The sequence below is a fragment of the Kribbella sp. NBC_01505 genome, assembly GCF_045040285.1.
In the GTDB taxonomy this organism is placed as follows: domain Bacteria; phylum Actinomycetota; class Actinomycetes; order Propionibacteriales; family Kribbellaceae; genus Kribbella.
The window spans coordinates 3,118,236-3,141,035 of record NZ_CP109425.1; the positions used below are offsets into that span (position 1 = coordinate 3,118,236).

The following is a 22,800-nucleotide window of genomic DNA, read 5'->3' on the forward strand; positions in this document are numbered from 1 at the left end:
GGGCCTCGAACATGCCGGGCTGGTAGGAACCGCCTGCTGCGGATCATTGAGCAGGCCGAGCGGGCCTTTGGTGAGAGATCAACGGGGATTGGCGATCTGCCCCGGGATGCCCCTGAATGCCCCGCGATCTGCCCTCCCCGGGGAGGGCAGATGTGGTGAGGCTTGTTCGTCATGACGATTCATGACGAACGTGACCCGAGCCGGTTCGGTTCGGGTGCCGAGGGGCGGCTGGAGTTGGCGCGGGTGCGGGAGTTGCTGCGCCGGTACGTGCCGGAGCCGCCGGCGAAGGTAGCGGATATCGGCGGCGGCCCAGGAGTTCATGCGAAGGGGTTGCGGGCGGACGGGTACGACGTGCGGATGCTGAATCCGGTCGCACGGCAGGTCGAGGACGAGGAGTTCGATGCGGCTTTCCTGTCCGGGCTGATGCACTCGCTGGTGCATGCCGCGGATCGCCGGGCCGCCTTGCGGGAAGCGATTCGGGTGACGAAGTACGGCGGGTTCGTGGCGGCGGTCGCGGTCAATCGGACGGCGGCCCCGCGGGCACATGCGGCGTACCACACGGTGGCACAGTTGCGGTCCGAGCTGACGGGAGCCGGTCTGCGCGCCGTGTCGATCCATGGGCTGACCGTGGCCGGCGGCTGGTTGAGCCCGATGGTCGACGATCACTACCAGGGACTGGCGCTACCGGACAGTCCGCACGAACCCGACCCGCTGCAGACTGCGCTCGAGTGTTCGCGGCTCGCCGATCTTCATCCCGAGCTGGTGCAGTCGAGTTCGCTGCTCTTCGGGATCGGTCAGCGGGATTGAGCAGGCGGTCGGTGAGGTAGCCGAGGAGAAGAATGAAGAGGAGTCCGATGACGTAGACGGCGATCTGGAGCAGGAGCATCAGCATGGCTCCATCGTTCTGTTCGCCGGCCGGACGAGAAAGTGGCAAGAATGCCGTTGTTCGATAGATTGTGGTCATGCATCGGGTGGCGGTGGTGGTGTCGGATCGGTCGGCTGTGCTGGATGTGGCGATTCCGGCTCAGGTGTTCGGGACGGCGCGGGCGCTGGAGAAGGCTGCGGGTGAGTTCTGGGGCGCGCCGCTGTACGACGTGATCGTGTGTGCGGAGCGTCCCGGGACCGCGCTGTGGGGGCCGGGCGGGCTGGAGCTGTTCCAGATCTCGGCGCCCTACACGCTGGACGACGCCCGGACCGCGGACACGATCATCGTGCCGGGCGGATACAACGTGAGCCATCCGTTGGCCGAGGTGGTGGCGCTGCTGCGGGAGGCGCATGCGCGAGGTGTGCGGATCGCGTCGATCTGCGGAGGCGCGCTGGTGCTGGCCGCGGCCGAGTTGCTGGACGGGAAGATCGCGGCCACGCACTGGACGTCGGCGGACGCGTTGGGCGAGCGGTTCCCGGAGGTTCAGGTGGACGCGAGCGTCCTGTTCGCCGACTGCGGCAACGTCCTGACCTCGGCCGGGGCGGCGACCGGATTCGACCTGTGCATGCACATGGTCCGCAAGGATTTCGGATCGGCCGTCGCGGCCGAGGTGGCCCGCCATATCGTGCTGCCGCCGCTGCGGGACGGCGGACAGGCGCAGTTCATCGTGCATCCGGAGCCCGGCCCGGACTGCGGTTCGCTGGAGCCGACGATGCGGTGGATCCGCGAGAACCTCGCCGAACCGATCACCTTGGCCGACATGGCGTCGTACGCGACCGTCAGTCCGCGGACCCTGAACCGCAAGTTCCGTGAACAGACCGGTACGACGCCGCTGCAGTGGCTGCTGCGGCAGCGTATCCAGCATGCGCAGGAGCTACTGGAGACCACGACGATCCCGATCGAGGAGATCGCTCAGCACTGCGGCTTCGGTACGGCGATCAACATGCGCCAGCACTTCACCCGTCAGGTGCGGACCTCCCCGATCGGTTATCGCAAAGCGTTTCAGTCGATCGGGCGGAGTTCGTCGGCGTAGGAGACCGAGACCCGGCGCAGGACGTTGTCCTTGACCGAGTACTGGCCCATCCGCCACAGGGGCGGGCTGTAGACGTGGACGCTGACGCTGCCCTTGTCGAGGCCGACCATGCGGTGGATGTGGTCAGGGCCGAAGCCGTAGACGTCGCCGGCGACCACCTCGGTCTCGATCGAGTCCGCGCCGATGGCGAGGTTGTGCTCGACGAGCTTGCCTCTGGCGACGGCCACGGCACCCGAGGAGGTGTCGTGGTCGTGCCAGCCGGTGTCGTTGACGGGGGTCCAGCAGAGCAGCCAGACATCGACGTTGGCGTCGCGATGCAGCGAGGCGAAGACGCGCTCGTCGTCGCTGTAGGCGACCTTGTCCTCCCACAGGTGCGGCTGCGCGGCGATGGACGACGCCAGCTCGGTCAGCTCCTGCTGGTCGAGGTCGCGGCCCGGAAGGTTGTCCAGCGACAGACAGTTGTTGAGATCCACGAACCGGCTTGGATGACGTGCCGGGACGACGGGTGCGTCGATGGGCTGAGCAGTCACTGCACTCCCCTCTCAGGAGATGGATGGCCGGCGCTGGGGTCTCCCCCGAACAGCAACCGGTTCGGATTGTCGTGGCGGATCACTGCGGTCGCAGCGGCGCCTTGGCGAAGGTCGACGATCCCGGCGTACGGCCGGTCGGTGCCGTGCACGACCTGGTCGATACCGAGGATCCGCGCGACCGCGTCGATTCCCTGCGGGCCGTAGCTCGAGGTGTCGACGTACAGGTTGGTGTCGATGGTGCCGAGGCGGCCGCCGCGCGCGGACAGCCGCTCGTGGTGCACTGGCGCGAGGCCGGCCGCGGCGGCGAAGCAGATCCGCAGCCGCGGGAACTCACGACGCCCGCCGTACGCGTGCCAGGCCCACCAAGCGGCCTGCAGCTGCTGGCTGTAGTCGACCACCGGGGCCCACCAGCCAGGTACGTCGCCGGCCGGGTCGGCGATCCCGGGGTGCACGAGCACCGGCCGGTCCCATCCCTCGGCGATCGCCAGCAGCTCCCCGTACGCCGACCAGCCGGCCGGCGTGGTGAGCACGTGCGCGGGCAGCTGGAAGCCCAGGAATCCCTTGTCCAGAAGGGTTTTCGCCTCGTCGAGATCCGGCTCGGGCAACCGCACCGAGGCCCACGCCTTGAAGGGCTCGGGCAGCGCCGCCACCCCGGTGTGCCAGGCGTCGAACAGCACGTCGTCACCGAGCGACTCGATCCCGAGCGCGCAGGACAGCGAAACCGCCGCCAGCTCCGTCCCGAGCTCGCGCTCGATCGCGACCCGGGCCTCGACGTCGTGCGCCGCGGGATCCACCTCGTACGGCGTCTCGGTCGCGGTGTGCAGCGTCCAGCCGTCGAGGTACGGCGGCTCGGTCCGGGCGCGCAGGCGGTCGATGAACTCGGCCGGCCAGAGGTGCTGGTGGATGTCGATCACAGCTCCTCCTTCCGTCCGGGTACCTGACGAACCAGTTGTGTTTGCTGACTCAGATCGTCAAATCGCTGCGCTCTTTGCTGACTCAGATGGTCAAATCGCTGCGCTCTTTGATCAGATTGAAGCGCTTCACTACAGGAAGAGTGAAGCGCTTCAAAGCCATTCTTGTCAAGTTTTTGTCCGAGGTGCGGGCTAGGGTTCAAGGCATGTCCGGAAGCCGACGGCCGACCCTCAAAGACATCGCGGCCGACACCGGCCTGTCGATGGCTGCGGTGTCCTACGCGCTGCGCGGCCTGCACGGCACCCCGGAGACCCGGCAGCGGGTCCAAGAGGCGGCCGAGCGGCTCGGCTACCAGGCCGACCCGGTGGCTCGCGCCCTGGCGTCTGGCCGCAGCGGATCCATCGGCGTGCTGTGCGCGTCCCTCGAAGACCTCTGGCAGCAGCGCCTCGCGGCCGCCCTCGGTCGCGAGCTCCTCGCCCCGGACAGGAACGCCTGGATCATCGACTCCGCCGGTGACGCCCGTCGCCAGCTCGAGCTGGCCCAGCATCTGGTCGACCACCGCGCCGACGCGATCGTGGTGATCCCGATCGATCCGGCCGCCCCGGGCTGGTCGACGATCGCCCAGCAGGCCCCGGTGATCGCGATCGGCGACGCGCTGCCCGGCGCCAAGGCCAAGTCCGAGGTGGTCTTCGACAACGAGTCCGGCGTCAGCACGGCGCTGCAGCGCCTGGCCGACGCCGGCCACCGCGACGTCGCCGTGCTCAGCCCGACCCTGCGCGCCGAGATCGAGCGCCCGGCCGAGGAGATCGCCCAGCGCGTCGCGGTCAACCTCAAACTCAAGATCCGCATCCTGCAGTGCCCGCACGACCTGCCCGGCGCGACCGCCGTGGCCCGCACCCTGCTCACCAGCAGCCCGCGCCCGACCGGCATCCTCGCGCTCGCCGACTCGATGGCCTTCGGTGTGTATGCCGCCAGTCGCGAGCTCGGCCTCCGTGTCCCGGAGGATCTCTCGCTGCTCGGCTACGACGACCAGCCGCTCTCCCAGCTGCTGACGCCACCGCTGTCCAGCTTCCACTGGCCGCTCGACGACCTGGTCACCGACGTGGTCGCCCGCGTCACGGCCACCGTCGACACGAACCGCCGGGTCCGCCGGACCACCGTCGCACCGATCCTGATCGAGCGCGGCTCGGTCGCCGCTCCGCCCACCTGAGCGGAGCGCCGACCGACCGCTCCCTGCATCCACCCCTCGAAACTAAACCAACCGACTAGACTTACTTGGCCGGTCCCAGAATGTGGATACCGGCAACGGACCGGCGCGTTCGGGCGTCTCACCAGACCACACGAGCAAGGGGGCTGGTGCGATGAAGGTTCTGCTCGCCATCGCGGGCGTGGTCGCGGTCTGGGGGACGGCGACAGTTCTGGTGGTCGACAAGCTCGGCGGTCCCTCCGGTGCCGAGAGCTCCCAGGCAGCCGCGGACAGCGCCCTCCACGCACTCGCCGTACAGGACAAGGACGGGTTGCTCAAAGTGGCGGACCCCGACCTCAGCGGACGCGAGGCGGCGGTCGGACGGCTGATCGACCAGTGCCGCGGATCGGACTTCAGCGGAGCGCGGGTCGCCGTCCTGCCGAGCGAACTCGCCGACTACCTCGCCTTCGGCACCGTCGTCGTCCCTCGCGGCCAGGGTGCGTGCCGTGGGTTCGAACTGGAAGTAAGGCAGCGGGAGCGCGGCTGGTTCGTCTCCCTGGGCGAGGCCGACCGCGGCCCGAACCCGCTCCCGACCGCGGCGACCAACCGCTGAAACGCAACTGTGGCGGCCACCCAGCTGGGTGACCGCCACAGTCAGTTGGTGCGCAGGACTGCTACTTCTTGCCGAAGACCTGGAGCTCGGTCATGTCGGTGTACTGGCAGCCACCGAACGGGCCCGGGCAGGCGTTGGCGAAGTCCGGGACCTGCGGGCTCAGCATCGTGAACCGCACGTACTGGACGCCGGCCGCGTTGGCGGTCGGGGTGACGACGTTGTACTTGCCGCGGTTGGCGGCGGTGAAGGTACCTTCCTGGGCGGTGGCCCAGGTGGTGCCGTCGGCCGAGGTCTCGATCCGGTACTGACCGGTGGACGAGCTGCCCGGGTCACCGCAGATGTTCGACGGGTCGACCTTGAACGAGTCGATGGTCACCTTCGACGGGAGCTTGATGTCGATGTGCTTCGGGATCATCACGTTGGTCGCGTCGCCGGCGTCGTTGCCGGTGGTGCTGCCCCAGCCGGTGCCCTGGACGTTGTCGATCGCGCCGGTCGGACCACAGTTGTTGTCGCTGAAGTCAGGCCCGTTGAACGCGGCGATCGTGCCGCCGCCGGAGGCAGCCGCCCAGTTCCGTCGTACGGCGTAGGTCGCGGTGGCGCCGGCCTTGACGACGACCGGGTTGACGGCCAGCTCGTAGCCCGGGGAAGCGACGACGAGCTTCGGGTAGGTGCCCGGGGCAACCCCGGTGATCGCGTACTTGCCGGCCGCGTCGGTGGTCGCCGCGTAGTCGCCGGCGTAACCGGACGAGTGGCCACCGATGTAGACGAGCGCGCCGGGGATCGGGGCGCCGGTGTCCTTGTCGGTGATGGTTCCGGTCAGCGTGGTGGTCTTGCCCGTCGGCGGCTTGTGGAAGTCCTCCGCCGGGAAGGCGTCGCCACCGTTGATGACACCGGCGTACCAGCCCATGCCGCGGTTGGCGAAGACCTGCCAGATGATGCCGGCGTTCTTGCCGCCGCTGGCGACCAGGTCGGCCTGCACGATCGCGTTGCGCATGTCGAGCATGGTCGGGTCGGCCGACGACAGCTCCATCGCGCGGGTGATGATGCTCAGCGCGTAGGTGCGGCCGAAGCGCTCCCGCAGGTCCCACAGCGTCTGGGCCCAGACCTCACCGGAGGAGTGCACCTCGGGGGTGCCGCCGATGGTCGGGAAGTCGCCGTAGGTGTAGCCGCCCTGCGAGCCGTCGATACCGACACAGGCCGCTTCCTTGGCCTTGACCCGGCAGTCGTTCGGCATCGTGCGGATGGTGCCGCCGGCGGTGTCGTACTTGCCGATCCGCATCTCGCCGTTCGCGACGGTGTCCTTCTCCAGGTTGTGCGAGGCCAGGTAGTCGAGCGCGTAGAAGTCGCTCCACGCCTCACCCATCGAGCCGGCCTGGATGCTGCTCAGCGTCGAGTTGCCGCCGGCGTCGACGACCAGGCGGTTCGACAGGCCGTGGGTGTACTCGTGGTACAGGATCTCGCCCGAGGTCGACGAGCTGCTCGGCACGGTCTCGTTGTCACCCGGCGAGCCGAACAGGAACATCTGCATGGTCGGCGAGATGCCGTCCGGCGGGGTGTTCATGTTCGCGTTGTTGATGTGGTTCGCGTCCGGTCCACCGTTCGCGTCGGTGGCGGCGCCGTCCAGCGCGTTCAGGCTCACCGGGTCGCCGCCCGCGGCGTCGAACGAGCCGGCCGCCGGGGTGAAGCTGATCGGCGGCTTGGCCAGCCAGTCGTGGAAGTTGCTGGCCAGGTAGAACCCGTTGGTGACGTCCTCGTTCATGTTCGTCTTCCAGGAGTCCGGCTTGGCCGGGTCCCAGGTGCAGACGAACGACGCCGAGCACAGCGGGTTGCTGCTGAACGGGGTGAGCTTGTACTCCGCACCGGTCTTGGTGCCCGGGACCTTGACGGTCTCGCCCGCGTTCGGCTGGTTGTCGTCGTTGATGTCGGCGAAGGCCTTCACCGACGTTCCGTCGAGCAGGGACTTCGCGTTCTTCGGCAGCCACTTGTTGTAGATCAGGTTCTCGACGTGCTGCTTGCCGCCCAGGGGCGCGCCCGGGTAGTTGTCGGTGACGAGCGCGTCACCGGTGGCCTCGTTGGACAGGTCGCGACGGTAGAGCAGGCCGCCGGACTGTGCGTCGATGACGTGCGTGTAGATCTTGCTGCCGCCGGTGTTGACGTAGGTCATCCAGCCCTTGCGCAGGCCGTCGGCGGTGTGGAACCAAACCGGCTTGACCTGGTCGCCGTTGCTCCAGACAACCGTGCTGCCGGCCTGCTTCGAGGTCGCGGACTTCGCCGTACCGTCGATGTCGTCGGCGGCCTTGACCCGGGCCTGGTCGGCGGAGACCGCAGGCGCGGCCGAGCGGGCCTCGGCCTGGCTGGTCAGCCCGGCGACCGGCGAACCCATGACGGAGATCAGCTGGCCGTGCTTGGTGACGTTGGCCTTCAGGCCGTTGCCGAAGACCTCGATCCCGTCGACCACCTGGGACCAGAAGATGTGGTGGGTGCCGAGGTCGTCGACGTAGTCCTTGCGCAGCTTCAGCGTGGCGAGGTCGGCGGTCGTGAGCTTGAAGACCTCCGGGTGCGCCTTCACGTAGCCCAGCGCGACGTCGGCGGCCTTCTTGCCGCTGCGACCGGTCAGGAAGCCGTCCAGCTTCGACACCTGGGCCGGGGTCCCGGTGTTCGGGTCCAGCGAGACGATGCCTTGGGTGCCGAGCGAGTTGCGGAACTTCTCCGACGCGTCCGACTCCTTACCGGCCACCTTGGCGGCGCGGCTGTAGGTCGTCTTCGCGTTCGGCGTCCGGGCGTCGTAGTTGCCCTTCCGCTCCTTGCCCAGGGTCTTCTCGGCCGGGGCCGCCTTGCCCTCGCCGGGACCGGCGGCCGGCGCGGCAGTGGCGCCGCCCGCAGCGGCCGTCACGGCCAGCATGGTGGCGGCGGAGACCGCGGTGACTGCGAGAAGCCCCCGCCGTCTGCGTGATGTGCTCACAGCAACGCTCCAGAAAGTGTTCGGCGGATCGCCCTCCGCGACCCGTCCGCGCTCGACCTTAGGCCCGCGACCGGCACCGGGGAAGAGAACTCACCGGAATGACGCGGAGACGAGGGATGTCCTTCGCTTCCGGCCCTTCCGGAAAAACGGCAGCACAGAGCGGCCGGACCCTAATCGCGGTAAGGGTCCGGCCGCCTTTTCAGTGGGTAGTTAGAACGCGCCCGCGCCGTTCGGAGTACCCAGTCCGGTCGGACCGTCCCAACCGGTGCGTGCGTTGCACCACTGGGTGGTCGGGCAGGATCCGTTGCTGCCGCTGGTCACGTCGAACAGCGAGCCCGGGTGTGCGTACGGCGTGGCGTTCGCGTAGCCGGCGGTGTTGCCGGACAGCGCGTAGACCGCGGCGATGATCGGCGCCGCCTCACTCGTGCCGCCGAACTGCGCCCAGGTCGACGCGGTCTTGCTGGTCGGGTAGTAGATCGCCATCCCGCCCTTGCCCGGGTCGGCCGCGGCGGACACGTCCGCCATCGCCCGCTTCGAGCAACCGGTGCCGAACGACGCGGCCGCGCTCAACGCGGTGTTGTACGTCGAACAACCCGATCCGGCGCCGTCCCAGACCGTCTCGTTCCACCCGCGAGAGTTGCTCGCGGCAACCAGCGACGTACCGCCGACGGCCGTGGTGTACGCCGACGACGCCGGGTAGCTGCCGCCTTGGTAGCCGTCGTCACCCGTCGAAGCGGTGACGGCGATCCCGGGGTGGTTGTAGTAGGCGCCGTAGCTGCTGTCGGAGGCGTCGCCACCGCCGTAGCTGTTGGAGATCGCGACCACACCGGCCTGCTTGGCGGCCGTCTGGACCGCGGTACCCAGGTCGGCGAAGCTGGCCGACTTGGCCTGCACCACCACGATCTTGGCGTCCGGCGCCGCGGCCGAGACCGCGTCGACGTCGAGTGCCTGCTCGCCGGCCCAGCCGACGTTGAAGGTCGGCAGGGTGGTCCCGCCGGTCTGGTTGATCACCCGCAGGCAGCCGTTGGCCGTCGTACAGGCCGACAGGCCGAACTGCGAGCGGTAGACACCGAGGTCGCGCTCCAGGTTCGGATAGCCGTAGGCGTCGACGATCGCGACGGTACGGCCGGCTGCGCTCAATCCGTTCAGTTTGTACGCGTTCCGCAGGCCGGTCGGAGTGAGGCCGGTGGCCGGTGGTGCGGCCGCGGCGGGGGTGATGCCGTTGCTGGCGACCAGTTTGATCGCGTGGCAGCTCGCGGTGTGCTTGGCCTTGGCGGCCGAGCAGACCTGCGCCGCGTGCTTCCCGGCGGTGTAGGGGGTGATCGGGGCCGCGTAGGCCCCTGTAGCTGCGGTCAGTCCCGCGACGGCCAGTGCGCCGGCGCCCAGGGCGGACACGAGAATCCGTTGCCTCAACAGAACTCCTCGAGTGGGCAGGCCACCGGACACTAGCGATCTTTCTTTTGGCGAGATCGGTAATGGCGGTGACCGACAGTTGGTTGGTGCTCGAAATCGTCCGCCCGGCACGGGATCCGGCACCAGCGAAAAGACCTCTGACAAATGTCATGGGCGCACCCGTGACACCCGCCCCGACCGGCCCCGGTTTTCCCCGTCAGGACGGCGTTCTGCCTGATCGGGAAAACAATGAAGGATTCCCCGCGACTTTCCGCAGAATGGGCGCATGTCACTCGTCGAGGATGCTCACGCACTGCAGATCGAAGCTCACGAACTGTTCACGAAGCTCGACCTCGGTACGGCGTTCCGGTGGCCGGCGACCCTGATCGGCAGCGCGCGCTCCGGCCTGATGGTCACCCGCGACCTCGACGTCATGTTCGACGCGCCGGACGCCACCACGACCACCGTGCTGACCGGCCTCACCACCCTGGCCGGCCGGGTCGAGCTCGAGTCCGTCGACTTCCGCGACGAACGAGCCGACCGCCGCCCCACCCCGGCTATCACCGACGAGCGCTACTACGCCGTACTGCACACCGCGACCTGGAAGATCGACCTGACCTTCTGGCTGCACGCAGTAGCCCGACCCCAGGTAGAGCACGCCCAGAAGGTCGCCGCCGCGACCGACGAGCAGCAACAGACGATCCTGCGCCTGAAACACGCCCTCACCGACTCCGACAGCACCGCGATCTACAACGCCGTACTGGACCTCTGACGGGCACCGTCAGCAGTCAGTTCCACTTCGTCGGCCGTTTGTAGGTTCTGCCGCTCGCCACATCGACCACGGTCTGCGGTAGTATGGAGGGACTACGCCAAGGCCTCGCGGCTTTGGTCCAACGGCCCCCTTCGGGGGGCCGTTTTTGTGTCTGAAGGGCGCCGGCCGTCCGGCAACGCCACCGGACGGTCGGTGCCCGCTTCAGAGGAGTCCTAAGGTCTCGGACTCTTTATCGGTGAAGAGACGCGATCGGATCAGGAAGCGGACTCCTTCGGGGGCTTCCACCGAGAATCCGCTGCCGCGGCCCTTCACGACATCGACTGTGAGCTGGGTGTGCTTCCAGTACTCGTACTGGTCGGCCGACATCCAGAAGCCGATCGGCTTCTCGAGCCCGTCCACCGACAGGTCCTCCAGATGTACGTCGGCCGCTCCGGTCCGGAACTCGCCGTCGGGGAAGCACATCGGGGAGCTGCCGTCGCAGCAGCCGCCCGACTGATGGAACATCAGCGGGCCATGGATGTCGGTGAGCCGGCGGAGGAGCTCCGCCGCCGACTCACTCAGTAGGACTCGCTTAATACCTTCCCCACCCCTCCACCCCGAACGGTGGACCACGATCAGAAGAACCCGAGCTTGTTCGGGCTGTAGCTGACCAGCAGGTTCTTGGTCTGCTGGTAGTGGTCGAGCATCATCTTGTGGTTCTCGCGGCCGATGCCCGAGTTCTTGTAGCCGCCGAACGCCGCGTGCGCCGGGTAGGCGTGGTAGCAGTTCGTCCAGACGCGGCCGGCCTGGATCTCGCGACCCGCCCGGTAGGCCGTGTTGATGTCGCGTGACCAGACGCCCGCGCCGAGGCCGTACAGGGTGTCGTTGGCGATCTTCATCGCGTCCGCGTAGTCGTCGAAGCGGGTCACCGAGACGACCGGTCCGAAGATCTCCTCCTGGAAGATCCGCATCTTGTTGTCGCCCTCGAAGATCGTCGGCTGGATGTAGTAGCCGCCGCTCAGGTCGCCGCCGAGGTCGGACTTCTCGCCGCCGGTGATCACCTTCGCGCCCTCGGCCTTGCCGATGTCGATGTAGGCGAGGATCTTCTCGTACTGGTCGTTGCTGGCCTGGGCGCCGATCATGGTGTCGGTGTCCAACGGGTTGCCGGTCTTGATCGCCTCCGTCCGGGCCGTCGCGTCGCCGAGGAACTGGTCGTAGATCGACGACTGGATCAGCGCCCGCGACGGGCAGGTACAGACCTCGCCCTGGTTCAGCGCGAACATCGTGAAGCCTTCGAGCGCCTTGTCGTAGAACTCGTCGCGCGCCGCGGCGACGTCGGCGAAGAAGAGGTTCGGGCTCTTGCCGCCGAGCTCCAGCGTCACCGGGATGATGTTGTCCGAGGCGTACTGCATGATGAGCCGGCCGGTCGTGGTCTCACCAGTGAACGCGACCTTGGCAATTCTGTTGCTTGAGGCAAGCGGTTTGCCGGCCTCGACGCCGAACCCGTTGACCACGTTGAGCACACCGGGCGGGAGCAGGTCGGCGATCAGCTCGAGCCAGACGTGGATCGAGGCCGGGGTCTGCTCGGCCGGCTTCAGCACGATCGCGTTCCCGGCCGCCAGCGCCGGGGCCAGCTTCCAGACCGCCATCAGGATCGGGAAGTTCCACGGGATGATCTGCGCGACGACGCCGAGCGGCTCGTGGAAGTGGTAGGCGATCGTGTCGTCGTCGATCACCGAGACGGACCCCTCCTGCGCCCGCAACGCCCCCGCGAAGTACCGGAAGTGATCGATCGCGAGCGGGATGTCGGCGGCGAGGGTCTCGCGCACCGCCTTGCCGTTGTCCCAGGCCTCGGCGACCGCGAGCAGTTCGAGGTTCGCCTCCATCCGGTCGGCGATCTTGTTCAGGATGTTCGCCCGTTCGGCCGGTGAGGTGCGGCCCCAGGCAGGTGCGGCACCGTGGGCGGCGTCGAGGGCGAGCTCGACATCGTCCGCCGTACCGCGGGCGATCTCGGTGAAGTTCGCACCGGTGATCGGAGTCGGGTTCTCGAAGTAGCCGCCTTTGGCGGGTGCGACCCACTCGCCACCGATGAAGTGGTCGTAGCGGGATTTGTAGGTGACCGGGCTTCCATCCTGCCCAGGAGCTGCGAAGATCGTCATAGGTCCTCCTTGGGATACCTGACGTGGACCGGAATCTAGGGCGTGCGACGTTGCATCGACGTTGCACGCGTGTTCTGACTCAGGACACAGAGGTGAGGCGATGGACGCGGCGGACGAGGCGCGGCGGTTGAGTGCGTTGTACGACGAGGTGCTCGGTGGCAACCGGGTGCCCGGAGTGCCGCGCCCGCTGGTCGCTGCATCCTGGGAGCGATCGCTGGCTGCTGCGGTCGATCCCGAGCTGAATGCGCCGCCGGTGGTCGTCGAGCACGATGTCCTGGCGGCGGTCCGCGCCAACCACCCGTTGCAAGCCGTCCTGCCGGTGTTGCGGCAGACCCTGACGACGATCGCCGACGAGGCGTCGCACATCATGATCATCACCGACGCCCGGGGGATGATCCTGTGGCGCGAAGGATCAGCCGCCGTACGACGTCAGGCCGATCGGATCGCCTTGTCGGAAGGAGCCGTCTGGTCGGAGGACCAGATCGGTACCAACGGGATGGGGACGGCGCTCGCCACCGGTCAGCCGGTGCAGATCCATTCGGCCGAGCACCTCGTCCGCCGCATTCATGAATGGACCTGCGCGGCCGCGCCTGTGCACGACCCGGACACCGGCAAGCTGCTCGGTGCGGTCGACGTCTCGGGCCCGCTGCGCACTGTGCACCCTGCGATGGTCGCGCTGGTAACAGCCGCGGCCCAGCTCGCCGAGGGACAGCTGCGGGTCCGGATGGCCGCGGCCGACGAGATGCTGCGCGCCCGCAACATGCAGCACCTGGTCGCGCTGGGCGACGCGCCTGGCGCGCTGCTCACCCCGACCGGTCGGGTGCTTGCGGTCCAGCCCCTCGAGTGGCTGCCGGACCGGCTGATCGTTCCGGCCGACACCGACCGGATCGATCTCGGCGACGGCCGCGAGGGGCTGATCGAGCGGCTCGACGAGGGCTACCTCCTCCGCATCCCCGGTACGCCGATCCGCCGTACCCGACCGTCGTTGCGACTGAAGCTGCTCGGCTCCGACCGGCCGCTGGCCGTCGTCGGCGGCCGCGAGATCAACCTGACGCTGCGTCGAGCCGAGGTGCTGACGCTGCTTCTCCTACACCCGGCCGGTCTCACCGCCGAGCAGCTGATGCTCCAGTTGTACGGCGACGAGGGGAATCCGACCACCGTCCGCGCCGAGATGCACCGGCTGCGGAACGTGCTGGGCGGCGGAGTGCTCGACACGAAGCCCTACCGGATCATCGCGGACGTCACCGGCGACATCACCGACGTACAGAACGCTCTGCGTCGAGGTGACCTCCGGACCGCCGTCGACCTCTACACCGGGCCGCTGCTGACGCTCTCGGATGCCCCGGCTGTTCGCGCCGAGCGCGACGAGCTGGACGCGACCGTCCGCCGCAGCGTGCTCGACGCCGGCGACCCGGACCTGCTCTGGCATTTCTCCCGGACGGCGACCGGCGCCGAGGACCTGGAGATCTTCGAGGTGCTGAACACGGGCCTGCCCGCCGACGACCCGCGCCGGGCGGCTGTCGCTGCCCGGCTCGACCGCCTCAACTACTGAGTGCAACGAAGGGTGCCCTGAGTGCCACTAGTGAGACGGAACACGCTGGCGTGACGATTGCCGCATCGCCATGACTCACCAGTAACCAACCAATAACATCGCTGGTATGCAGATCCTCGCCATCATCGTCTCGCTCGCGATCGCCGTGGTCGGCGTCGCGTTGTTCGGCAAGACGATCGGGCACATGGTGTCCGTCATCAAACTGGGCCAGCCTGCTCCCGGCCGGACCGATCAGCCGGGGCAGCGCAGTGTCACGCTGGCCAAGGAGACGCTGCTGCACACCCGGATGCTGCAGTGGAGCCACATCGGTGTCCTGCACTGGTTCGTGGCCTTCGGCTTCCTCGGGCTGGTGCTCAGCCTGGTGACGGCGTTCGGCCAGCTGTTCGACGCGCACTACGCGCTGCCGATCATCGGGCACTGGTTCGTCTTCGAGTGGGTGAGCGAGTTCCTCACCTGGACCGGCCTGGTCTCGATCATCGGTCTGATGGTGATCCGGCTCCGCGCCCTGCCGCGCGGCGAGAAGGGCCGCTACAGCCGGTTCTTCGGCTCGACCGCCTGGCAGGCGTACTACGTCGAGTACACGATCCTCGGCGTACTGATCTGCATCGCACTGCTGCGCGGCCTGGAGTACTCACTCGGCGCCGGCAGCAAGTTCCACTTCCCGACCACCTTCTGGGTCGGCGACCTGCTCTTCAGCGGACTGTCCGAGCACGCGCTCGAGAACACGGTCTACCTGGTGGCGATGGTCAAGATCCTGATCTCGTTCGCGTGGATGATCACCATCTCGCTGAACGCGACCATGGGCGTGGCCTGGCACCGGTTCACCGCCTGGCCGAACATCTGGTTCAAGCGCAAGGCCGACGGCGGTACGGCGCTCGGCGCGCTGCAGCCGATCATGGTCAACGGCCAGCCGATCGACTTCGAGAACATCGAGGAGCTCGACGAGGACGCGGCCCTCGGGGTCGGCAAGATCGAGGACTTCACCTGGAAGGGCCTGCTCGACTTCACGACCTGCACCGAGTGCGGTCGTTGCCAGTCGCAGTGCCCGGCCTGGAACACCGACAAGTCGCTGTCGCCGAAGCTGATCATGATGGGCCTGCGCGAGCACGCGTACGCCAAAGCGCCGTACCTGCTGGCCGCCGAGGGCGACCGCAAGTCGCTGTCCCAGCTGGTGCTCGACGAGCAGGAGAAGCCGCTGGTCGGTCCGGCCGATGTCGCGGTCATCGACGAGGAAGCCTTGTGGGCCTGTACGTCGTGCGGCGCCTGCGTGCAGCAGTGCCCGGTCGACATCGAGCACGTGGACGCGATCATGGACATGCGCCGCTACCAGGTGCTGATCGAGTCGTCGTTCCCGTCCGAGCTCAACGGGCTGTTCAAGGGCCTGGAGAACAAGGGCAACCCGTGGAACATGAGCCCGTCCGGCCGGATGGACTGGGCCAAGGACCTGCCGTTCGAGGTCAAGCAGGTCGGCACGGACGTCGAGACGCTGGCAGAGGTCGAGTACCTGTTCTGGGTCGGTTGCGCGGGTGCCTACGAGGACCGCGCGAAGAAGACCACCCAGGCCGTGGCCGAGCTGCTCAACATCGCCGGCGTGAGCTTCGCCGTACTGGGTGATGGCGAGACCTGCACCGGTGACCCGGCGCGGCGGTCCGGCAACGAGTTCGTCTTCCAGCAGCTGGCGATGCAGAACGCGGAGGTCTTCAAGGAGACCGGCGCGAAGAAGGTCGTCTCCACCTGCGCGCACTGCTTCAACACGTTGAAGAACGAGTACTCGCAGCTCGGCGTCGAGCTCGATGTCATCCACCACACCCAGCTGCTCAACCGGCTGGTCCGCGAAGGCAAGCTGACCCCGGTCGCCCCGGCCGACAGCACGCTGAACGGCCAGAAGATCACCTACCACGACCCCTGCTACCTGGGTCGCCACAACCAGGTGTACGACGCCCCGCGCGAGCTGCTCGACATCATTCCGGGCGCCGAGTACGCCGAGATGCCGCGGAACAAGACGAAGTCGTTCTGCTGTGGCGCCGGTGGCGCGCGGATGTGGATGGAGGAGAAGGTCGGCACCCGGATCAACGTCAACCGGACCACCGAGGCCGTCGAGACCGGCGCCGACAAGATCGCCACCGGCTGCCCGTTCTGCCGGGTGATGCTCTCGGACGGCCTCACCGCCAAGCAGGCCGACGGCTCGGCCCGCGAAGAGGTAGAGGTCCAGGACGTCGCCCAGCTCCTGCTCGCCTCGGTCAAGCGGGGGTAGCGGGGGCTGTCTGTCTGGTTTGGGGAGCGTGGTGAACCGGAATCGGTTGGTTCCGCTCCCCAAATCGGTTTGGGGAGTATTCGTGCTGGCCGACCGTCATCCCTAAACCGGTTCGGGGAGCCCTCCACCCCGAAATCGGTCGGTTTTGCTCCCCGAACCCGCGGCTGCGTTCAACAAGCCGGTCCAGGGGTCGGGGCCCTCGATCTGGCGCGGACTACGAGTCGCCGGCAACAACCCGCTGCACCCGTACTCGTTCCCTAGCGCAGGTAGGAAGCGCCGTTGAAGTCGAGGACGGCGCCGGAGGACCAGCCGGCCGGGGAGGATGCCAGCCAGTGGATGGCGTCGGCGACCTCTTCGGCTGTCGCGGTGCGGTTGAAGGGGCTCTGGGCGCGGATGGCGTCGCCGCCGGGGCCGGTCAGGAAGCCGGCTGTCAGGTCGGTGGCGATGAATCCGGGCGCAATTGACGTCACGGTGATGTCATGTGGCGCCAGCGAGACGGCAAGTGACTGTCCCATCGCCTGCAATCCAGCCTTTGAGGCCCCGTACGCCGGTACGTCGGGCTCGCCGCGGTAGGCGCCACGCGACCCGACGTTGACGATCGCACCCCGCCGCACCCCCTCGGCAGGCTCCACGTCGAGCATCTGCCGGGCGACGCACCACGTCACGTGGGCAGTGCCTTCCAGGTTCACCGCGAGGGTCCGCCGCCAGGCCGTGACCCACTCCTCGTACGACGTCTCCGCGAGTGGATGCCCGACCCGCCGGGACCCCGCGACCGGCTCGTCGACATACATCGCCGCATTGTTCACCAGTACGTCGATGCGCCCCAGCAGACGGGCCGATTCCTCAACCAGGGAAGGAATTTCGGCCGGATCACCGAGATCCGCTGCGACCACCGCGTGCCCGTGACCAGGTAGTCCTGCGCGCACTTCCTCGGCCCGCTCGACTGCGCCGCGGCAATGCAGCACGACCCGGTCGCCACCGCGGGCGAAGGCCATCGCCGCGGCCGCGCCGACCCCGCGCGATGCGCCGGTCACGAGTACTCCTCTGGACACGTTTCCTCCTTGGTTCGGTAGCGCCCATTCTGCCCTTGACGCCGCGATGACGCCACCAGGGGTTGACAGTGACGTCACGATGACGTCAGTATTGGCGTCATGGAACTTGAACCGTACCTCGAGTCGGTACGGCGGAGCGTCGAGAACGCGACCGCCCTCGCCGACGACCAAACGCGCTCCGTGGCCCAGCGCCTCGCAGCAACGCTGGATGACGCCGGCCGCCTGGCCCTCATCTCAGCCCTGTCCGACGCCGCCGGCGAGATCAGCCGTGAGCTGTCCCCCGGTTCGGTCGAGCTCCGGATGGCCGGTGGCCGCCCCGAGTTCGTGGTCACGCCGGCCCCCAGCCAGCTGACCGGGCCGGACGACACGGACGAGGACGTGGACGACGACACTTCCGACGTCACCGACCTGACCCCAGAGGCCGACGAGCCGACCGCGCGGATCACGCTGCGGCTGCCGATGTCGGTGAAGAACAAGGTCGACGAAGCCGCGACCGCCGAGGGCATCTCCTCGAACGCGTGGCTGATGCGCACGGTGATGATGTCGCTGGGTGGCCGCAGCCGCCCGGGTGCCCCGCCCCGCCCGCCGCGGCCGCCGCAGGCCGGGATGTTCGGCCCGGGCGGCCCGCTGGGCCCCGACGGTCCGCTCGGACCCGACGGCGTCTTCGGCCCGGACGGTGTGTTCGGTCCCGACGGCCCGTTCGGTGAGGGCGGTGTCTTCGGCAACGACCGCGGCCGCTTCGAGCGGGACGCCCGGCGCGACGAGCGCCGCGCGGAGGCCGAACGGCGCCGCGAAGAGAAAGACCGCCGCCGGGGTGGCCGCGGATCCAGCAACCGATTCCAGGGATGGGCACAATGAGCGGCTTCACGAGTCAACTGATCGCGGACGAGGACGAGCTCCAGCTGACCCGGGCCCGGATCGAGATCGGCTCCGGCCAGATCCTGCTGGTCCCCGCCGACGGCACTCAGACGATCGTCGACCTCGAGGTCGAGGACGGCGAAGACGAGGACGTCGTCTACACGATCGAGGATGGTGAGCTGGTCGTCGAACTGCGCAAGGGCAGAAACTTCAGCACCCGCCGCGGACCCCAGATCCACGTCCGGATCTCCACCCCGGTGGTCCTCGATCTGCGGGCCAAGACCGGCTCCGGCGATATCACCGCGCATGCTCCGCTAGGCCAAGCGCGCCTGTCCACCGGCTCCGGCGACATCCAGCTCGAGACTGTCCAGGGCGACCTCGCGGTCAGCACCGGCAGTGGCGACGTACGGGCCGCGCACGTGGCCGGCGTCACGAAGGGCAGCACCGGCTCGGGGTCGATCGACATCGGCGAGGCCGCCGCGACGATCGGTCTGAGCACCGGCTCCGGCGATGTCCGGATCGGCGACGCCGCCGGCCCGACGAGCGTCAAGGTCGGCTCCGGCGACATCACCATCGAGCGCGTCCGCGACCACTCGGTCGCCACCTCCGGCTCCGGTGACGTCACGGTCGAGGTGGCCGACGGGCCGAGCATCCAGGCCGAGACGGCCAACGGCGATGTCCGGATCGGGGTTCCCGACGGCATCCCGACGTACCTGGACCTGAAGACGGTCACCGGGAAGATCCGCTGTGAGCTGGAGCCCGGCCAGAAGCCCGAGGCGGGCGAGCGCTCGCTGACTCTGCGGGCCCGCACCGTCACCGGCGACATCACCGTCGTCAAGGTCTGATCCACACCCCCAGGAGGTTCCGCCGGCAACGGTCCGGCGGGACCTGGGCGGCAGCCTTCCCACAATCACCCCGCACCAAATCATTCGAAGGAGCACGGCCATGATCACCGAACACCAAGAGGTCGCCCGCTACCGCGTCGCCGAGCAGGTCCGGGCCGCCGAGGCCCGCGCGTACCTGCACGACCACCAGGAGACCGACAGCGGCCCCCGGCACGGTCTGGCCTCGGCCCTGCGCCGGCTGGCCGACAAACTCGAGCCGCTCACCACTCCGGCGCCCCAGGCCCGGCACGCCCGCCCCGAACCCCGCGGTACCGGCCTCTCGGTCGTTCGCTGACGGTTGCGTTGCAGCTTCGTGCAACCCTTGTGGATCACCGCATTCAGAGCCCGGAAACGCTGCTAGGTTTCAAGCGATCATTTTTCGTTGACCTCGGGGAGAGAAGCAACAATGCAGCGTCCAACAGCCAAGGCTGTCGCCACCGGTGCCGCCCTGCTGATCCTGCTGGCCGGCTGCGGCGGCAAGGACGACAGCAAGGGCAGTGACACCCCGAAGAGCGGCGACACACCGGCCACTCCCGCACCCCCGCCGGTTGCCTCCTTCGACCCGCCCAAGGGCCTCACCGCCGTCGCGGCGTACGGCGTCCCGGCCGACAAGGCCCGTGCCGCTGACGCCTCGCTGGCGGCGGGCATGGTCGGTCAGACCGCTCTCGTCGTCGGCCGAACCGGTCTCACCGGTCGCAACATCGCCGGTCAGCGCGAGCCGTTCACCGTGCTCGCGACCGAGAAGGCCGACACCGTCACGACCAACGGCAACAGTGGCGTGATGCCGGTCAAGCTCGACGGCAAGGACGTCGCGGTGGTCGCCTACGCCCAGACCGACAAGGGCGGCGGCACCCAGAAGGCCAAGGGTCAGGTCGTCATCCAGTGGATCGACGCCGCCGACGGCAAGAAGGTCGCCGAGATCACGGTGGACGTCAGCGCGAAGTTCGGCCCCGGCACCCTCGTCGAAGGCATCGGCAGCCGGACCTACGATCCCGCGACCGGACAGGTCGCGCTCGGGCTGGGCTCGCGCACCGAAGGCGCGGCCAAGAACGGCAGCAGCGACTTCACCGTCTACGCCGACCCGAAGACGCAGAAGGCCAACATCGTCCCCTTCCTCACCCCCGCCGGGCTGCTGAACGGCACGATCGTCGGCGCGAAGGCCTCGAACTCCGAAGGCGCCCACGACGGCACGATCGTGGTCTACGACGGCGCCACCGGCAAGATCAGCAAGCAGATCCCCACCAAGATGGACTACCTGACCCCGGCCGTCGGCGGCAGCAAGCACGCCTACCTGAACGGCTCGTCGTACGTCCCGAACTCCAAGTCCATGGTCTACACCTACGACAGCGGCCTGTACGCCGTGGACATCGCGACCGGGACGTTGGTCGGCCAGACGAAGTCGACGCTGGGCACCGAGAAGTCGTACGGGTACAGCTGCGTCGCCGACCAGGCCACCGCGGTCGTCTGCAGCACCGGCCAGAACATGGGTACCGAAGAGATCATCGGCATCGACGACACCACCGGCAAGAAGGCCTGGGGCTACAACAAGAACTCGGCCAGCCGCGTGGTTCCCATCATCTCCGGCGCCTTCCACGGCGTCGCCTACGGCCGGGCGGACGACCAGCCGGTGATGCTCGACGCCAAGACCGGCGCGGACATCCCGCAGCCCTCGACCGCGCCGACCACGACCCCGAGCACGACCCCGTCGACCGGCAGCACGCCGACCGACGCCGGCAACGTCACACCGACGACCGGTGTCCCGGGCGACGATGTCGGCAGCAAGTTCGGCTCGGACATGTCCCTGTACGACCCGAAGCTGGGGACGCCCGCGCCGGAGGCCATCTCGCCGTACGGCGCCACCTATCTCCAGACCGACAAGGGTGACTCCTACGACACCGACAAGATCCTGATCGCGATGAAGCCGACCGCCTGACCCCAGCACCCACGAAGGCTCAGTACGCACGAAGCGAAGGCCCCGCGGAACGACGGTTCCGCGGGGCCTTCGTCGTACCGGCGATCAGATGTCGGTGCGGTGGAACTTCTGGAAGGACCGCGACGGGGTCGGGCCGCGCTGGCCCTGGTAGCGGGAGCCGTACTTGGCCGAGCCGTACGGGTGCTCGGCGGGCGAGGAGAGCCGGAAGAAGCAGAGCTGGCCGATCTTCATCCCGGGCCAGAGCTTGATCGGCAGGGTCGCGACGTTCGACAGCTCCAGCGTCACGTGCCCGGAGAAGCCGGGGTCGATGAAGCCGGCGGTGGAGTGCGTGAGCAGGCCGAGCCGCCCCAGCGAGGACTTCCCCTCGAGCCGGGCCGCGACGTCGTCGGGCAGCGTCACCATCTCGTACGTCGAGCCGAGCACGAACTCGCCCGGGTGCAGGATGAACGGCTCGTCACCCTCCGGCTCGACCTCACGGGTCAGGTCGGGCTGCTCCTCGGCCGGGTCGATATGCGGATACCGGTGGTTCTCGAAGACCCGGAAGAACCGGTCCAGCCGTACGTCGACGCTCGACGGCTGCACCATCGCGGCGTCGAACGGTTCCAGCTGGACGCGCTTGGCGTCGAGCTCGGACAGGATGTCGCGGTCGGAGAGCAGCACGATAGGAAGACTAGTGGAGTGTCGCGGCAAAAGCTCGAGTGCTGGCGGTGTCCAGGTGCGTGCATCGCAAGGCGGAGGGGAAGCCTCGATGTTTTTCCATCGTGGCTTTCCCTCCAACGCCGCGAGGTGCCCGCCTGGGCGCCGCCAGTGCCGAGATTTAGCCGCGACACTCCACTTACGCGCCGCTCTCGACCGGGAAATCACCTCAGCCGACCGGTGCTGGACCGTCCGGAGCCCTCAGCTCCCCGGCGAGACCCAACTCCTATGCCTGAGGCAACGAACTAGTCGGACAGCTTGTTGAACTTCGACACCTGGGTGGCGAAGGTCTTGACCTGTGCCGGCGACCAGTCCTTGAGCAGGTCCTCGATCACCTTGTGCCGCTTCTTGCGGGCCGCGGCGAGCTTGCGCTTGCCGGCCGCGGTCAGCGTCAGCAGGGTCGCCCGGGCGTCCGTCTTGTCGGCGGCGCGCTTGAGCAGGCCCTCCTCCTCGAGTCGCGCACAGGCCCGGCTGACCGGTCCCTTGTCCACCTCGAGCGCGGCGACCAGGTCGGCCATCCGCACCGGCGCCAGCTCCTCGACGTGGTTGAGCAACGCATATTGCGCCGGCTCCAGGTCAGGATGCGCCTCGTCGGACAGCGTCCGCTGCAAACCCCGCAGCCGCCGCGCCAACGTGACGAGCTCCTTCTCCAGGTTCTCCAGCGCGTCACTCGTGTCTGTTGCCACCGTTCACCCCTTCATCCAGTTGCCCCGCAACCATCTTGTCCGGTCCTGGCAAGGACCGCATCCTCACGTTGCGTCGAATGTTGCCCCCGGCAACGCGTTCTAATCTGCCAGAAGATGCGGGGCATGCCCAGCCCTTGGACGGACCCTTTGTGGAAAACTCCCCCGCAAAGCGACCCGCCAACCGTCCGCGGACCCGATTTCGATGCGTTCGGCCCCATTCAGCTGACCGCGCAACAACCCCCGCATCCGCCGCGCGGACCCACCGCGCCGCTGCCCCCACCCATCAGTTATGCTTTCTCCGCTCGTTCAGTACGGCGACGCGCGGGTGTAGTTCAATGGCAGAACATCAGCTTCCCAAGCTGACAGTGCGAGTTCGATTCTCGTCACCCGCTCCATTTGTCAGCACATGGTGAGGCATCCCC

At 68.2% G+C, this 22,800-nt stretch carries 20 protein-coding genes and 1 tRNA gene; 12 read left to right on the plus strand and 9 right to left on the minus strand.

Features of this window, described 5'->3' with window-relative positions; all coding sequences use genetic code 11:
- Positions 1-171 precede the first annotated feature (171 nt).
- Together OG474_RS14640 and OG474_RS14645 are read left to right on the plus strand one after the other, a co-directional pair.
- On the plus strand, positions 172-807 hold the full coding sequence (locus OG474_RS14640) for a class I SAM-dependent methyltransferase (protein ID WP_405062824.1): 636 nt from the start codon (positions 172-174) through the stop codon (positions 805-807).
- Positions 808-962: 155 nt separating this feature from the next.
- Positions 963-1,958 (plus strand): GlxA family transcriptional regulator, encoded by a 996-nt coding sequence (locus OG474_RS14645; protein WP_405062825.1) that lies wholly within the window; start codon positions 963-965, stop codon positions 1,956-1,958.
- Here the strand turns inward: OG474_RS14645 and OG474_RS14650 are convergent.
- Together OG474_RS14650 and OG474_RS14655 are read right to left on the minus strand one after the other, a co-directional pair.
- Complete coding sequence (locus tag OG474_RS14650) at positions 1,928-2,488, minus strand: cysteine dioxygenase (protein ID WP_405062826.1); 561 nt, start codon at positions 2,486-2,488, stop codon at positions 1,928-1,930. The two genes, OG474_RS14645 and OG474_RS14650, sit on opposite strands and share 31 nt — an antisense overlap.
- Positions 2,485-3,402, minus strand: a complete 918-nt coding sequence (locus OG474_RS14655) for an amidohydrolase family protein (RefSeq protein WP_405062827.1) — start codon at positions 3,400-3,402, stop codon at positions 2,485-2,487. Before OG474_RS14655 ends, OG474_RS14650 begins: the two co-directional genes overlap by 4 nt.
- Positions 3,403-3,605: 203 nt before the next feature.
- Here OG474_RS14655 and OG474_RS14660 point away from each other — a divergent pair, with 203 nt between their 5' ends.
- Both OG474_RS14660 and OG474_RS14665 read left to right on the plus strand, forming a co-directional pair.
- A complete protein-coding gene (locus tag OG474_RS14660) occupies positions 3,606-4,610 on the plus strand; it encodes a LacI family DNA-binding transcriptional regulator (protein WP_405062828.1) in 1,005 nt (334 codons plus the stop codon).
- A 151-nt stretch (positions 4,611-4,761) separates the two neighbouring features.
- Positions 4,762-5,199, plus strand: a complete 438-nt coding sequence (locus OG474_RS14665) for a hypothetical protein (RefSeq protein ID WP_405062829.1) — start codon at positions 4,762-4,764, stop codon at positions 5,197-5,199.
- A 61-nt stretch (positions 5,200-5,260) separates the two neighbouring features.
- Here the strand turns inward: OG474_RS14665 and OG474_RS14670 are convergent, their stop codons facing one another.
- The gene (locus tag OG474_RS14670; protein ID WP_405062830.1) at positions 5,261-8,161 is read right to left on the minus strand and encodes a M36 family metallopeptidase; all 2,901 of its coding nucleotides are present in this window, start codon (positions 8,159-8,161) and stop codon (positions 5,261-5,263) included.
- Between the two features lie 210 nt (positions 8,162-8,371).
- On the minus strand, positions 8,372-9,574 hold the full coding sequence (locus tag OG474_RS14675) for a hypothetical protein (protein ID WP_405062831.1): 1,203 nt from the start codon (positions 9,572-9,574) through the stop codon (positions 8,372-8,374).
- A gap of 265 nt (positions 9,575-9,839) precedes the next feature.
- On the opposite strand from OG474_RS14675, the gene OG474_RS14680 reads away from it, so the two are divergent.
- Complete coding sequence (locus OG474_RS14680) at positions 9,840-10,325, plus strand: hypothetical protein (protein WP_405062832.1); 486 nt, start codon at positions 9,840-9,842, stop codon at positions 10,323-10,325.
- A gap of 201 nt (positions 10,326-10,526) precedes the next feature.
- Here the strand turns inward: OG474_RS14680 and OG474_RS14685 are convergent, their stop codons facing one another.
- Positions 10,527-10,937 carry a DUF779 domain-containing protein gene (locus tag OG474_RS14685; RefSeq protein WP_405062834.1) on the minus strand — a complete coding sequence of 137 codons (411 nt, stop codon included), beginning with the start codon at positions 10,935-10,937 and terminating at the stop codon, positions 10,527-10,529.
- Positions 10,938-10,939: 2 nt separating this feature from the next.
- Positions 10,940-12,463, minus strand: coding sequence for an aldehyde dehydrogenase (gene adh, locus OG474_RS14690; RefSeq protein ID WP_405062835.1), 1,524 nt, complete (start codon positions 12,461-12,463; stop codon positions 10,940-10,942).
- A 100-nt stretch (positions 12,464-12,563) separates the two neighbouring features.
- On the opposite strand from adh, the gene OG474_RS14695 reads away from it, so the two are divergent.
- A complete protein-coding gene (locus OG474_RS14695) occupies positions 12,564-14,015 on the plus strand; it encodes a GAF domain-containing protein (protein ID WP_405062836.1) in 1,452 nt (483 codons plus the stop codon).
- A 106-nt stretch (positions 14,016-14,121) separates the two neighbouring features.
- Positions 14,122-16,269: a (Fe-S)-binding protein gene (locus OG474_RS14700; RefSeq protein WP_405062837.1), complete on the plus strand. Its 2,148-nt coding sequence runs from the start codon at positions 14,122-14,124 to the stop codon at positions 16,267-16,269.
- A gap of 257 nt (positions 16,270-16,526) precedes the next feature.
- Here the strand turns inward: OG474_RS14700 and OG474_RS14705 are convergent, their stop codons facing one another.
- The gene (locus tag OG474_RS14705) at positions 16,527-17,321 is read right to left on the minus strand and encodes an SDR family NAD(P)-dependent oxidoreductase (protein WP_405062838.1); all 795 of its coding nucleotides are present in this window, start codon (positions 17,319-17,321) and stop codon (positions 16,527-16,529) included.
- Positions 17,322-17,420: 99 nt separating this feature from the next.
- On the opposite strand from OG474_RS14705, the gene OG474_RS14710 reads away from it, so the two are divergent.
- From OG474_RS14710 to OG474_RS14725, 4 genes are all read left to right on the plus strand, one after another.
- On the plus strand, positions 17,421-18,179 hold the full coding sequence (locus OG474_RS14710; protein WP_405062839.1) for a hypothetical protein: 759 nt from the start codon (positions 17,421-17,423) through the stop codon (positions 18,177-18,179).
- Positions 18,176-19,024 carry a DUF4097 family beta strand repeat-containing protein gene (locus tag OG474_RS14715; RefSeq protein ID WP_405062840.1) on the plus strand — a complete coding sequence of 283 codons (849 nt, stop codon included), beginning with the start codon at positions 18,176-18,178 and terminating at the stop codon, positions 19,022-19,024. Before OG474_RS14710 ends, OG474_RS14715 begins: the two co-directional genes overlap by 4 nt.
- Before the next feature lie 100 nt (positions 19,025-19,124).
- Positions 19,125-19,358 (plus strand): hypothetical protein, encoded by a 234-nt coding sequence (locus tag OG474_RS14720; protein WP_405062841.1) that lies wholly within the window; start codon positions 19,125-19,127, stop codon positions 19,356-19,358.
- A 111-nt stretch (positions 19,359-19,469) separates the two neighbouring features.
- Positions 19,470-20,996 (plus strand): hypothetical protein, encoded by a 1,527-nt coding sequence (locus OG474_RS14725; RefSeq protein WP_405062842.1) that lies wholly within the window; start codon positions 19,470-19,472, stop codon positions 20,994-20,996.
- An 84-nt stretch (positions 20,997-21,080) separates the two neighbouring features.
- Here the strand turns inward: OG474_RS14725 and dcd are convergent, their stop codons facing one another.
- Entirely contained in the window at positions 21,081-21,656 is a 576-nt protein-coding gene (gene dcd, locus OG474_RS14730; protein WP_405062843.1) for a dCTP deaminase, read from the minus strand.
- Between the two features lie 281 nt (positions 21,657-21,937).
- The gene (locus OG474_RS14735) at positions 21,938-22,378 is read right to left on the minus strand and encodes a MarR family transcriptional regulator (protein WP_355459913.1); all 441 of its coding nucleotides are present in this window, start codon (positions 22,376-22,378) and stop codon (positions 21,938-21,940) included.
- Positions 22,379-22,699: 321 nt separating this feature from the next.
- On the opposite strand from OG474_RS14735, the gene OG474_RS14740 reads away from it, so the two are divergent.
- Positions 22,700-22,773, plus strand: a tRNA-Gly gene (locus tag OG474_RS14740).
- The last annotated feature ends 27 nt before the right edge of the window (positions 22,774-22,800 follow it).

What these genes read in the sequence shown, in the direction of transcription:
- OG474_RS14640 (WP_405062824.1), top strand. Translation starts at nt 172, where the DNA reads ATGACGATTCATGACGAACGTGACCCGAGCCGGTTCGGTTCGGGTGCC.
- OG474_RS14645 (WP_405062825.1), top strand. Translation starts at nt 963, where the DNA reads ATGCATCGGGTGGCGGTGGTGGTGTCGGATCGGTCGGCTGTGCTGGAT.
- OG474_RS14660 (WP_405062828.1), top strand. Translation starts at nt 3,606, where the DNA reads ATGTCCGGAAGCCGACGGCCGACCCTCAAAGACATCGCGGCCGACACC.
- OG474_RS14665 (WP_405062829.1), top strand. Translation starts at nt 4,762, where the DNA reads ATGAAGGTTCTGCTCGCCATCGCGGGCGTGGTCGCGGTCTGGGGGACG.
- OG474_RS14680 (WP_405062832.1), top strand. Translation starts at nt 9,840, where the DNA reads ATGTCACTCGTCGAGGATGCTCACGCACTGCAGATCGAAGCTCACGAA.
- adh (WP_405062835.1), bottom strand. Translation starts at nt 12,463, where the DNA reads ATGACGATCTTCGCAGCTCCTGGGCAGGATGGAAGCCCGGTCACCTAC.
- OG474_RS14695 (WP_405062836.1), top strand. Translation starts at nt 12,564, where the DNA reads ATGGACGCGGCGGACGAGGCGCGGCGGTTGAGTGCGTTGTACGACGAG.
- OG474_RS14700 (WP_405062837.1), top strand. Translation starts at nt 14,122, where the DNA reads ATGCAGATCCTCGCCATCATCGTCTCGCTCGCGATCGCCGTGGTCGGC.
- OG474_RS14710 (WP_405062839.1), top strand. Translation starts at nt 17,421, where the DNA reads ATGGAACTTGAACCGTACCTCGAGTCGGTACGGCGGAGCGTCGAGAAC.
- OG474_RS14715 (WP_405062840.1), top strand. Translation starts at nt 18,176, where the DNA reads ATGAGCGGCTTCACGAGTCAACTGATCGCGGACGAGGACGAGCTCCAG.
- OG474_RS14720 (WP_405062841.1), top strand. Translation starts at nt 19,125, where the DNA reads ATGATCACCGAACACCAAGAGGTCGCCCGCTACCGCGTCGCCGAGCAG.
- OG474_RS14725 (WP_405062842.1), top strand. Translation starts at nt 19,470, where the DNA reads ATGCAGCGTCCAACAGCCAAGGCTGTCGCCACCGGTGCCGCCCTGCTG.